We start from the raw sequence: 11933 nt of genomic DNA on the forward strand, positions 1-11933 counted from the left end.
GCTCAGCCTCCTCAGATACCGGTCAGGCCGCCGCTGCACATCAGCGTCTGGCCGCTCACATAGTCGGACTCCGGAATGCAGAGCAGGTACACCGCCCCGGCAGCCTCGTCGGGCGTGCCGCCGCGTCCCAGCGGAATGCCGCGCTCCATCGCCGCCAGCAGGTCGGGGTTCACGCCGACCTTGATCTCGCGGCCCTCGATATTGGCGGTGGATTCGCCGGCTGCGCTGCCGGTCAGGCGTGTCTTGATGAGGCCGTAGGCCACGCAATTGACCGTGACGTTCATGCGGCCCCACTCCTTGGCCAGCGTCTTGGTCAGCCCCTCGATGCCCGCCTTCGCGGTGGAATAGTTGGCCTGGCCTGCATTGCCGAACAAACCCGCCACCGACGAGATATTGACTACCTTGCGCATCACGCGCTGGCCGGTTTCCGCCTCGGCCTTGGACAGGCTGCGGATCACCGGCTGTGCGGCACGCAGGATGCGGAACGGCGCCGTCAGGTGGCAGTCGAGCATGGCGTACCACTGCTCGTCCGTCATTTTCTGGATGACGTTGTCCCAGGTATAGCCGGCATTGTTGACGATGATGTCCAGGCCCTTGTATTCGCTCACCGCCGTGCCGACGAAGCGCTCGGCGAAATCCGGCGCGGTGACGCTGCCGACGCAGGCTACGGCCTCGCCGCCTGCGGCGCGGATAGCCTCCACCACCTCCTGGGCCGGCGCCTCGTCCAGGTCATTAATGACGAGGCGGGCGCCTTCGCTGGCCAGCTTGAGTGCGATCGAGCGGCCGATGCCGCGGCCGGAGCCGGTGACGAGGGCGACCTTGCCTTCGAGTTTGCGGGTCATGGGATAGTCTCCTTGCTTATGCTTGGTGTGCTTCACGTGTTTCACGCGTTCCACGCATCAGGGCAGCGCGACCAGCGCTTCGCCTGCGATCTTGCTTTGTCCGAACTGGTTGGCGCTCTGCACCTCGACTCTCACGCAGCGCTCGCCGTTCACTTCCAGCTTCTCGACCACCCGGCCGCTGCACTGCATGGCGTTGCCGAGGTGGGTGATGCCCTGGAAGCGCGCATCGAAGCGCCGCAGCTGCGACTGCGGCGCCCAGCCGGTCAGCAGGCGGCCCAGCCAGGCCATGCCCAGCATGCCGTGCGCGAACACGTCCGGCATGCCGGCCCGGCGCGCGTAGTCGAGGTCGATATGGATAGGGTGATGGTCGCCGGAGGCGCCGGCGAACAGCGCGAGCATGCGGCGGTCTACCGGCGGCAGGCTCAGGGGCGGCAAGGTATCGCCGACCTGTACCGAGTCAAAGCTGGGCGTCGTCATGGGAAATCCTTGCCTCCTTCAGTTGCGTACCACGGTCAGCGAGCGCATCCGGGCCACAGGCTCGCCACGCTGGTTGATCACGTTGGACTCGACCTCGATGAATTCCAGTGCGCCGCCCTTCTTGTCGTAGACGTCCTTGACGCGGGAACTGACCGTCACGGTATCGCCTGCGATCACCGGGCCGAGATACTCGAAGCTCTGCTCGCCGTGCAGCACCTTGGCATGCGGCACGCCGAGCAGGTCGAGCAGGCCGAACATGGCCCCCGAGTCCAGTTCGGCGGCGAACAGGAAGGTAGGCGCCGCCGGCAGGTCGGCATAGCCCGCGTCATGCGCGGCGGCCAGCTCGGTGTAGATGGGGTCGGTCTCGCCGATCGCCTGGGCGAAGAACCGCAGCCGGCCGCGCTCGATCGGCAGCACCGAGCTGCCGACTTCATGGCCGATCCACTTCTTGTCGATCATGGTCAGATCCTCTCGTACAGGGTGACGACGCAGGCGCCGCCCAGGCCCAGGTTGTGCTGCAGCGCCAGCCGTGCGCCTTCGACCTGGCGCGCGCCGGCATTGCCGCGCAGCTGCTCGACCAGTTCCGTGCATTGCGCCAGCCCGGTGGCGCCCAGCGGGTGGCCCTTGGAAAGCAGTCCGCCCGAGGGGTTGGTCACGACCTGGCCGCCGTAGGTGTTGTCGCCATCGACCACGAACTTCTCGGCGCCGCCCACCGGGCAGAGGCCGAGCGCTTCATAGGTGATCAGCTCGTTGTGGGCAAAGCAGTCATGCAGCTCCACCACGCCGACGTCCTCGGGGCCGACGCCGGCCGCTTCGTACACCTGGCGCGCTGCGTTGCGCGTCATGCTGAAGCCCACCACCTCGCGCATATCGCGCGCCTCAAAGGCGGCCGGCGTGTCGGTGGTCATGGCCTGGGCACGGATGCGCACGCTTGCGTCCAGGCCATGCTTCTTCGCGAACGCTTCCGAGACCAGCAGCGCCGCCGCCGCGCCGCAGGTCGGCGGGCAGGCCATCAGCCGGGTCATCACGCCGGGCCAGATCATCGGCGAGGCCATGACTTCCTCTTCCGTCACCACGGTGCGGAACAGCGCCAGCGGATTGTTGGCGGCGTGCCGGCTGGCCTTGGCACGGATCTTGGCGAAGGTCTCAAGCTTGGTGCCGAACTCCTCCATGTGCGCCAGGCCGGCGCCGCCGAAGTAGCGCAGCGCGAAGGGCACGCCAGGGACGTCGATCAATTCGGCGGTCACAGCGTCGAAGCGCTCGAAGGGGCTCGGCCGATCATTGAACACGGAGCCAAGGGCGCCGGGCGACATCTGCTCGAAGCCGAAGGCCAGCGCGCAATCGACCGCACCGCTGGCGACCGCCTGGCGTGCCAGGTACAGCGCTGTCGATCCCGTCGAGCAGTTGTTGTTGACGTTGACCACCGGGATGCCGGTCATGCCCACCTCGTAGAGCCCGCGCTGGCCGGCAGTGGAATCGCCGTAGACATAGCCGGCGTAGGCCTGCTGGACCTTTTCGTAGGCGACGCCGGCGTTGGCCAGCGCGGCGCGGATGGCCTTGGCGGCCATCACCGGGTAGGGCTCGCTCGCCCCCGGCTTGGTGAAGGGGATCATGCCGACGCCGGCGACGATCACGGATGAGGTCATGGTTCTTCCTTGCGGTTGGATGGGGGGTTAGCTGACTTTGCGCGCCTGGCCGTCCCAGTAGGGCTTGCGCAGCTCCGTCTTGAGGATCTTGCCGGCACCTGACAATGGCAGGGCCTCGCGGAAATGCAGGCTGCGCGGACATTTGTAGCCTGCGATCAGCGTCTTGCAGTGGGCGATCAGTTCTTCGGCGGTCGCGGACGCATCCGGCTTGCGCACCACGACGGCGTGCACGGTCTCGCCCCACTCGGCGCTTGGAATGCCGATGACGGCGCAGGCCGCCACCGCGCTGTGCTGGGCGAGGGCGTTCTCTACCTCGGCGGAATAGACGTTCTCGCCGCCGCTGATGATCATGTCCTTCATCCGATCGACCACGAAGATGAAACCGTCCTCGTCCATGTAGCCGCCGTCGCCGGTGTGCATCCAGCCGTCGCGCAGCGCCTCCGCGGTCTGTTCTGGCTTGTTCCAGTAGCCCTGCATCACGTTGGGCCCGCGCACGATGACCTCGCCCACGGTGCCGCGCGGCACTTCATGGCCCTCCGGGTCGGCGATCCGCACCTCTGTGCAGAAGCTGGCGCGGCCGGCGGAACGCAGCTTGCCCAAGTGGCGGGCTTCCGGCGTGTGATAAAGCGGGGGAAGAATGGTGGCCAGCGGCGACAGCTCCGTCATCCCGTAGGCCTGGAAGAAGCTCACGCCGGGCAGGGCCGCCATCGCGCGTCCCAGCACCGCCTCGGAGATGGGAGAAGCGCCGTAGTAGATGGCCTGCAGCGCGCTCAGGTCGCGCGGCTGCCGCATGGCGGGGTGGTCGACCAGCATCTGGATCATGGTCGGCACCAGCAGTACGTGGGTCACCCGATCGCGCTCCAGCGTGTCGAGCACCAGTTCCGGTGAGAACGCCGGGATCACGGAATGCGTGCTGCCTTCTATCCAGTGCGGCATGGCCAGGCCCATGTCGGCAAGGTGGAACATCGGCGCGGCATGCAGATAGGTACTGCCGGGGCCCGCAATGCCCTCGGCCCGCAGCGACAGGCCGGAGCTGCAGAGATTGCCGTGGCTCAACATGACCCCTTTGGGGAATCCGGTCGTCCCGCCTGTATAGAAGATGCCTGCCAGATCCTCGTCACGGCGCACCACATCGGCCACCGGTTCGGCCTTGGCCAGCAAGGCCTCATAGCCGTGCATGCCGGCCGGCACCTCTGCGTTCCCGCAGTAGATCACCTCGCGCAGCGTGGCCGCATCGCCGCGGATCGTCTCGGCAAGCGCGCGGAAGGTCTCGTCCACCAGCAGGATGGTCGAGCCCGAATCGTTCAGCGCGTAAAGGATTTCCGCCGCAGACCAGCGCGTATTGCATGGGTTCAGGACGCCGCCACCCCATGGCACCGCCATCTGGTATTCGAGATAGTGGTCGGAGTTCAGGGCCAGCATCGCAACGCGATCGCCCACTTGCATGCCCAGGCTCTGCAGCGCCCCCGCAAGGCGCGCCACGCGGTCGGCAAGCTGACGGAAGGTCTGCTGCCGCTCGCCGAACCGCGCCGCAATATGATTAGGCTTCTGCTGCACCGCACGATGCAACGCTTGGGTAAGGTACATGCTGGTCTCCGTGCTGTCCGCGCCGATGCGGATCGATTGCTTTGTTTGTGTGGCTCATGTTAGAAACGCAGGCCCGAGCCAGCAATTGCACATTGCATCGATCGGATGGCAGAAGACCTCAATCCACGACGACCTCGCCAGTGACGCTCAAAGCTCCCGTTACCGTGACAGTTGCCCTCGTGCGCGGCATGCTCGCTGGCGTGCAGGCGCGGGGCGAGCCTGTCGACGGTTTCCTGGCCGCGGCGGAGATCCCGGCGGAACTGCTCGAACATGCCGGCGCCCGGGTGAGCGCCGCCCAGTACGTGGCGCTCTTCCGCGTGTTGATCGAGCGGCGCGAAGATGAATGCCTGGGTTTCCTGTCGCGGCCGCTCAAGCCGGGCAGCTTCGCCTTGATGGCACGCTCCGCGCTGGGCGCGCGCGATCTCGACACCGCCATCCGGCGCGTGTCGCAGACGTTCTGGCTGCTGCAGGACGATGTGGAAATGGAATTTCGACGGGAGGGCGACCTCGCTGGCGTCGGCCTGCGCTTCCATCTCGCATCGAACGACCAGCCGGTCTTCCTGCATGAGCTGATGGTGCGCGTGATCTGGCGCCTGCTGGCGTGGCTGGCAGGCGGCCGCTTGCCGATCGCGCGCTTCGATTTTGCTTTCGACAATCCGCCGCATGCCGACTGCTACGGCAAGGTCTTCCCGGCGCATCTGGAATTCGGACGGGGGCAGACCGCCTTCTGGTTCGATGCAGCGTGGCTGCGAAGCCCGGTGCGGCGGGACGAGACCGAGCTGCGCGCGTTCCTGGCCGATGCGCAGGCCAATATCATTGTGCCGCGCAGCGCCAACGACGTCGTGAGTTCACGCGTGCGCGGCTACCTGCAGCGCACGCAGCCGACGTGGCCGGACCTTGCCGTGACCGCCAAGGCCTTGCATATGTCGACGCCAACCCTGCAGCGGCGGCTGGCCATGGAAGGGACGTCCTTCCAGACGCTCAAGGACGCCTTGCGGCGGGACGTGGCGATCATCCGCCTCAACACCAGCGCGGTCTCGCTGGCAGCGCTCGCGCACGAGCTGGGATTCACCGACAGCGCGGCGTTCCAGCGCGCCTTCAAGGGCTGGACCGGCAGTGCGCCGGGGGCCTATCGCAGAGGCCGGATGGGCCCCGAGGAGCGGGCTGAGCCGTAGCAAGCCGGATGCGCATGTGGGGTGGAACTCCCCGGTGGCGCAGGCGGCGCTGCTTTCAGCCCGCCGCGCCACGCCCATGCGATATCAGTGCGACGTCGTCGCGATCGGCGCTGGCCTGCTGCCGAGTGCCTGCCCGATCCGCCCTTCCTCCAGCAGGAAGTCGATGAAGGCGCGCACCTTGGTCGGCAGGAATTTCCGGCTCGGATAGACCAGGCTGACGTCGCGCCGCGGCAGCTGGTACTGCGGCAGGACATGCACGAGCCGCCCGGCCTCGATCTGGGGCCGGGCCACATACCAGCCCAGCATTGCCACGCCCATATCGGCCAGGACCGCCTGGTGCGCCAGCTCCGCGTTGCTGCAAAGCAGGCTGGCCCGAATCGGAACGGTGATCTCGCCTTCCGGGCCGGACAGGGTCCACTCGGTCTCCTGGGGGGACGGCCGCATCGCGATGCAGCTGTGATGGCTCAGTTCGCGCGGGTGGCGCACCGGCGGGTGCGTGCGTACGTAGCCGGGCGACGCACACAGGACGATCTCGGCCGAGACCAGCGGCCGCGCCACCAGGTGCGAACCCAGGCCCAGGTCCGACAGCATCACGGCCATGTCGCGGCCCTCTTCCACGATATCGACGTTGCGGTCGGATAGCAGCACGTCGAAAACCACATCGGGGTACAGCCGCTGGAATCGGGCCATCAGGTCCGGCAGCAGATGCAGGCCGAACATCACCGGGGTGACCAGCCGCAACGTTCCCGACAACGACTGGCTGCGCGCGGTGACCACGCTTTCCGCTTCGTCCAGGTCTTCCAGGATCTGCTGGCAGCGCTGCAGATAGCTTTCGCCTGCGTCGGTCAACGACAGGCTGCGCGTGGTGCGGTTGAGCAGGCGGGTGCCAAGGTGGCTCTCAAGATCCGCTACGTAGCGGGTCACCACCGCGTTGGACATTTCCAGCTGCTGCGCTGCACGCGCGAAGCTGCCCAGCTCCACGACCTTGGAGAAGACGCGCATCGATTGCAGGCGGTCCATGACATAGTCCCCCGGCCCTGCTCACGAATTCTTCCATGGCAAGGCCTTTTTATTGTCAAAAGCAAAACCAATCATTTCTGCCGATGGCGTTTATTGAAATAAGGGAAAGGCCTAATATCCAGCCATCGGATGTCGCAGCGCAGCAGATCAAGCACAAGAAATGGCATCCCGTTGAAGAAAAGGAGTGAGCCATGAAGACCTACCAGTATGCCCTCATCGTTGCCACCGCGATTGCCGCCGCCCTGTCGGCCGCGCCGGCCCTGGCAAAAAGTGGCAAGTTCGACACCTACGCAGACGGCGCCCGCTCCGCGAAGTACGACGTCTACACCGACGGCGCGAAAAGCGGCAAGTTCGACAGCTTCGTCGACGGTGCCCGCGCGGGCAAGTACGACGCCTTTGTCGACGGTGCCAGGTATGAATTCTCGGCGGATCGCGCTCCGCTGTAAGGGTCTGGTCAGGCCGTCGGCCTGACATCGACCCGGCATTCATGCCCAAGAATCCACGCCCTTTGGAACTTCCGCTTCCGCAAGCTTGACAGGGCCTGCTGCTTCAGGGCAGCCCTGCCCCTCCGCCCCCTGAGGCTTACCCGCAAATCTCTCCCACTGGCTCCGGCCTGGCCTGGCCGCGCGCGGAGCTGGCAATCGACCGGCCGGCGGACATGCCGGCAACGCAGCGCTAGCCGCGGCCCGGCTGTGCGCCTACATTCGTCAATAGGACACTGTACTGAACGCGAACGGGGCGCCGCTGCGGCGCCCGCCCGGCCTTGGGAGACGACAATGTTCCAGCATCTCTTGGTGCCAACCGATGGCTCGGCCCTCTCCGAAGGTGCGATCCAGATGGCGGTGCGACTTGCCAGGCAGTTTGAGGCCAGGCTCACGGGATTGCACGTCATCCCGGAGTACCGCGTCTTCACCCACCGGATCGAGATGCTGGAGGACACCCGAGAGCGCTACGCGCAGCTTGCTGAGCAGCACGCCGCACATTACCTGGGCGTGATCGAGCAAGCCGCCAAGGGCGCCTCGGTGCCATGCGAAACGATCTGCGTCGCAGCCGATCACCCCTACGAGACGATCATCCGGGTCGTCGAGGAGCGGAACTGCGACCTGATCGTGATGGCGTCGCACGGGCAGGCTGGCGTGCGAGGCCTGCTGATCGGCAGCGAAACCCACAAGGTCCTCACGCACTGCAAGATTCCGGTCCTGGTGTTCCGTTAGATGGAAGCGGCGGATGGGGAACTGCGGGCCGACCTCGCCGGTGGCCGGCCTCGGCTATGCGTAGGCTGGGCGTCAAGCGCGGCGTAAGCCTCTTGCCGATGCCGACGAACGTCCCGTTTCGAATGCCACAGTAGGCTCGACACGACGCGATTCGATTCACTTGAACGTGTCGCCCCAATACCCCTCCACCTGCTTGACCAGTGGCGCGGGAAGCGCCACATAGTGCTCCAGGTCTGCGTCGCCCTGCCCTTCCTGCAGAGCCCAGCGGAAGAACGCCAGTGCATCCTTCGCGCCCGCGGCGGGATTGCCGTCCCGGCGCATCAGCACGAAGACGACACCGGTGATCGGCCACGCCTTCTCCCCGGGTGCATTGGTGATGACCTGGTAGAAATCCTGCTTCGGCACCCACTGCGCCGACTCCACCGCCGCGCTGAAGCTTTCCCACGTGGGTTCGACGTAGACGCCCGCCTGGTTCTGCAGCGCGGCGTAGGACAACTTGCGCTGCAAGGCATACGACAGCTCGACATAGCCGATCGCGCCCTTGACGTTGCGAACATAGAGCGACACGCCATCGCTTCCGCTCGCGCCGACCCCGGCCGGCCACCTGACCGAGACGCCAGCGCCCACGTTGCGCTGCCAGTCGTCGTTTACCTTAGAGAGATAGTTGGTCCAGTTAAAGGTGGTGCCGGACAGGTCGCTGCGATGGACCACCATGATCTTCCGGTCGGGCAGCACGAGGCCGGGATTCGCCGCGGCGATCGCCGGGTCGCTCCAGTTGCTGATCGTGCCCTGGTAGATGCGGGCCAGCAGGTCACCGGTCAGGTGCACCTGGCCCGCGTGAATGCCGTCGAGATTCAGCACCGGCACTACGCCGCCCACCACCAGCGGGAACTGCGCCAACCCCGCGCTGCGTAGTTCGTCCGGCTTGAGCGGCATATCCGTCGCCCCGAATGTCACCTGACCGGCCTTGACCTGCTGGATTCCTCTCCCAGAGCCGATCGGCTGATAGTCAATCGCCTTGCCCGTCTTGGTGTAGTACGAGGCGGCCCACTTGGCCAGCACCGGGTAGACAAAGGTCGAGCCGGCGCCCGAGACCTCGTCCCCATGCGCGGCCGGCAACAGGCACAGCATGGCGAAAGCCAACAGACAGTGGCGTACCGCCTTGGTCAGATCGGTGCGGTCCATTGTGGTACCTCCGCTTGTTATTGGTATTGCAGAGCCGGCAGTTTCCGGAGGGCGCCAGGCAGGCCAGGGGCTCAGAGGCTGCCACAGAGCCATTCTAGGTCGCCTGTTCGCGTCTCGCGTCATTGGTGCTTGCATTGGGATGATGAGGATTAAGCTTCACATGAAGGCAAAGGCTCATGGCGAGCGTCTTCCAACCGAGACGGGGGCCTGCTTTCGACTGGCTTTCATGGTGTCTTCACGGTGCGACAGGACGTCAGGATTGCCGGGCGTTCAGCTTGCCTGCGCCTACGATCTCATCGAAAATCCGAGCGGAAGCCGCTTCACCACCCTGCGATCGCCATGCACAGGAAACGCCAAAACAACAACATCAGGTTCTCCGCCAGCCCGGTCCTGCAGACCCGCACATCATTGTGGCGCTCCAAGCTGGTCGTGGGCTTCATCACCTTGGCCTTCTTCGGGCTGGTCGCCCGCGCCTTCTGGATCGCCGGCCCCGGCAACAGCTTCTTCCTTGCGCAGGGCGAGAAGCGCTACGAACACGCCATCGTCATGCCTGCCGTGCGCGGCAAGATCGAGGACCGCGAGGGAAGAGTGCTCGCCACCAGCCTGCCCATGCGCACCATCTGGGCCGTGCCGGCCGAAGTGCCGGCCGACCTGCCCGACACGGATCTGCGGCAGGCCAGCAAGCTGCTGAACATGCCCGAGAAGGAACTGCGCGGCAAGCTCATCGGCGCCCGCCGCTTCGTCTATATCAAGCGCCAGGTCTCGCCGGAAGTCGGCAAGCAGATCGAAGCACTCGGCATCCCCGGTGTGTATGAGAGCAGCGAGTACAAGCGCTTCTACCCGGAAGGCGAAGTCACCGCCCATGTGGTCGGCTTCACCAACGTGGAGGACAAGGGCCAGGAAGGCATGGAGCTCGGCGAGGAGACCTTGCTCGAAGGCAAGACCGGTGTGCGCCACGTCATCAAGGACCGCATCGGCCACACCATCGAGGACCTGGACGACTCGACGCCCTCGCGCCTCGGCGCGGACGTCAGGCTGACGCTCGATACGCGCGTGCAGTACGTCGCCTACCAGGCGCTCAAGAACGCGCTCGAGCGCACCGGCGCCAAGGCCGGCATGGCCGTGGTGATCGACGTCCGGGCCGGCCAGGTGCTGGCGCTCGCCAACCTGCCGACCTACAACCCCAACGACCGCGAACACCTGACCGGCGAACAACTGCGCAATCGCGTCTTCACCGACGTGTTCGAACCGGGCTCGATTCTCAAGCCGTTCACGATGGCGCTTGCGCTCGACCTGCATCGCCTCACGCCCAGCACGCTGATCGATACCGGCCCGGGCCGCCTCTACTTCGAGGGTGCCACCATTACGGACGACAGCGCCAACGGCGTGCTGACGGCCGCGGGCGTGATCCAGAAGTCGAGCAACATCGGCATGACCAAGGTGTCGACGATGCTGCGCGCCGAGGAGATGTGGGACATGTTCACCGAGATCGGCCTGGGCCAGCCGCCCAAGCTGGGGTTCCCGGGAGCGGTCTCCGGCCGCGTGCGGCCGTTCAAGAAGTGGCGGCCCATCGAGCAGGCGACGATGGCCTACGGCTACGGCATCTCCGCGTCGCTGTTCCAGCTGGCGCGCGCGTACACGATCTTCGCCAACGACGGCGTGCTGGTGCCGATGAGCATCATCGAGTCGGACCCGGCCACGCCGCCCCAGGGTGTGCGGGTCATCGCCAGCAAGACCGCCGCCGACATGCGCCAGATGCTAGCCGGCGTGGTCAGCGTGGGCGGCACCGCCACCACCGCCCAGGTGGACGGCTACAGCATCGGCGGCAAGACCGGCACGGCCTACAAGGCCGGTGCGCACGGCTACGACCACTCGAAGTATCGCGCCTCGTTCGTCGGGATCGCGCCCTTGTCCGCGCCGCGGCTGGTGATCGCCGTATCGATCGACGAACCCAAGGCCTCGCAGCACTTCGGCGGCCAGGCCGCCGGCCCGGCCTTCGCGGAGATCGCGTCGCAAGCGCTGCCGCTGCTTGGCGTCCGCCCTGACCTGCCGGTCAAGCCCGGGGCGATCCTTGCGGCGCCGACCTCGGACACGCCACCGGACAGCCCGCCGGGCAGCAGGCCCGCCAACCCCACGGCCAACCACACCTAAGGCGGATCGTCACGCCTCATCGCAGGCCCTGGTTCCATACGGTCCAGGGCTTATTGCACCACCAACTCGGTGAAGAGCACCTCCGCGACCTGCCCGGACGCGCGGCTCCCCCTGGTCGCCAGCTCGATCTTCTCCCCGAGTTCCTTCTTGAGCGCCGCCTTGCCCTCGAGCGAGGTGATGCTGCTGGCGTGCTGGTCCGAGAGCGTATCCAGCAGGTGATTGCGGATCTCCGGCATGCGAGCGCTCAGCTCATTCTTCGCATCCGGGCCAAGCAGCCTCAACGTGATGGCGATGCGCATCACATGCGACTCCTGGCCGTCGTCCCGCAGATTGACGACCATCGGGTCGAGCGCGAGATAGGCCGGCGCCATGCCCGGTGGCTCTCCGCTTGCGGCCGCCGTCCTGTGCGGGAACACCCGCCAGTATCCGGCACCGATTGCACCGGCCAGCAGGAGTACGGCGAGGACGACCAAGGAAAGGCGTGTTGCGAGACGCGAGGCACCCGGCGATTCCGGCTTCGAATAGGTTCTGGTCGCTTTTGACATCGTTGAGACTACGCAATGAACAGGAAAGAGTGTTACCGGGGGCGTCGTCATTGCGTAACGGCAAAAAGCGGCAGAGCTTGAGGCGCGCGTC

Annotated in this window: 13 protein-coding genes; 5 read left to right on the forward strand and 8 right to left on the reverse strand. The window is 66.1% G+C overall.

What is annotated here, in order from left to right:
* Positions 1-11 precede the first annotated feature (11 nt).
* The 5 genes from AC1Z3O_RS32510 to AC1Z3O_RS32530 are packed head-to-tail and all read right to left on the reverse strand — an operon-like array spanning position 12 to position 4552.
* Positions 12-842 (reverse strand): SDR family NAD(P)-dependent oxidoreductase, encoded by an 831-nt coding sequence (locus AC1Z3O_RS32510; protein WP_483521072.1) that lies wholly within the window; start codon positions 840-842, stop codon positions 12-14.
* A gap of 57 nt (positions 843-899) precedes the next feature.
* Positions 900-1319: a MaoC family dehydratase gene (locus tag AC1Z3O_RS32515; protein ID WP_483521074.1), complete on the reverse strand. Its 420-nt coding sequence runs from the start codon at positions 1317-1319 to the stop codon at positions 900-902.
* An 18-nt stretch (positions 1320-1337) separates the two neighbouring features.
* Complete coding sequence (locus tag AC1Z3O_RS32520; protein ID WP_483521076.1) at positions 1338-1778, reverse strand: MaoC family dehydratase N-terminal domain-containing protein; 441 nt, start codon at positions 1776-1778, stop codon at positions 1338-1340.
* A 2-nt stretch (positions 1779-1780) separates the two neighbouring features.
* Positions 1781-2965, reverse strand: coding sequence for a lipid-transfer protein (locus AC1Z3O_RS32525; RefSeq protein ID WP_483521078.1), 1185 nt, complete (start codon positions 2963-2965; stop codon positions 1781-1783).
* Between the two features lie 27 nt (positions 2966-2992).
* Positions 2993-4552 carry a long-chain-fatty-acid--CoA ligase gene (locus AC1Z3O_RS32530; protein WP_483521080.1) on the reverse strand — a complete coding sequence of 520 codons (1560 nt, stop codon included), beginning with the start codon at positions 4550-4552 and terminating at the stop codon, positions 2993-2995.
* A 140-nt stretch (positions 4553-4692) separates the two neighbouring features.
* Between AC1Z3O_RS32530 and AC1Z3O_RS32535 the strand changes: the two genes are divergently transcribed.
* Positions 4693-5727, forward strand: a complete 1035-nt coding sequence (locus tag AC1Z3O_RS32535) for an AraC family transcriptional regulator (protein WP_483521082.1) — start codon at positions 4693-4695, stop codon at positions 5725-5727.
* A gap of 84 nt (positions 5728-5811) precedes the next feature.
* Here AC1Z3O_RS32535 and AC1Z3O_RS32540 read toward each other — a convergent pair whose 3' ends face one another.
* Positions 5812-6747, reverse strand: a complete 936-nt coding sequence (locus tag AC1Z3O_RS32540) for a LysR family transcriptional regulator (RefSeq protein ID WP_483521084.1) — start codon at positions 6745-6747, stop codon at positions 5812-5814.
* Between the two features lie 35 nt (positions 6748-6782).
* On the opposite strand from AC1Z3O_RS32540, the gene AC1Z3O_RS32545 reads away from it, so the two are divergent.
* From AC1Z3O_RS32545 to AC1Z3O_RS32555, 3 genes are all read left to right on the forward strand, one after another.
* A complete protein-coding gene (locus tag AC1Z3O_RS32545) occupies positions 6783-6935 on the forward strand; it encodes a hypothetical protein (protein WP_483521086.1) in 153 nt (50 codons plus the stop codon).
* Positions 6936-6938: 3 nt separating this feature from the next.
* The gene (locus AC1Z3O_RS32550; RefSeq protein WP_483521088.1) at positions 6939-7193 is read left to right on the forward strand and encodes a hypothetical protein; all 255 of its coding nucleotides are present in this window, start codon (positions 6939-6941) and stop codon (positions 7191-7193) included.
* 330 nt (positions 7194-7523) lie between these two features.
* Positions 7524-7961 (forward strand): universal stress protein, encoded by a 438-nt coding sequence (locus AC1Z3O_RS32555; protein ID WP_483521089.1) that lies wholly within the window; start codon positions 7524-7526, stop codon positions 7959-7961.
* A 156-nt stretch (positions 7962-8117) separates the two neighbouring features.
* On the opposite strand, the gene pstS is transcribed toward AC1Z3O_RS32555, so the two are convergent.
* Positions 8118-9146, reverse strand: coding sequence for a phosphate ABC transporter substrate-binding protein PstS (gene pstS, locus AC1Z3O_RS32560; RefSeq protein WP_483521091.1), 1029 nt, complete (start codon positions 9144-9146; stop codon positions 8118-8120).
* A gap of 339 nt (positions 9147-9485) precedes the next feature.
* Between pstS and AC1Z3O_RS32565 the strand changes: the two genes are divergently transcribed.
* On the forward strand, positions 9486-11297 hold the full coding sequence (locus AC1Z3O_RS32565) for a peptidoglycan D,D-transpeptidase FtsI family protein (protein WP_483521093.1): 1812 nt from the start codon (positions 9486-9488) through the stop codon (positions 11295-11297).
* A gap of 50 nt (positions 11298-11347) precedes the next feature.
* Here the strand turns inward: AC1Z3O_RS32565 and AC1Z3O_RS32570 are convergent, their stop codons facing one another.
* On the reverse strand, positions 11348-11842 hold the full coding sequence (locus AC1Z3O_RS32570; protein WP_483521095.1) for a flagellar basal body-associated FliL family protein: 495 nt from the start codon (positions 11840-11842) through the stop codon (positions 11348-11350).
* Positions 11843-11933 lie beyond the last annotated feature (91 nt).

The sequence above is a fragment of the Cupriavidus sp. 09_S30 genome (genome assembly GCF_056930435.1).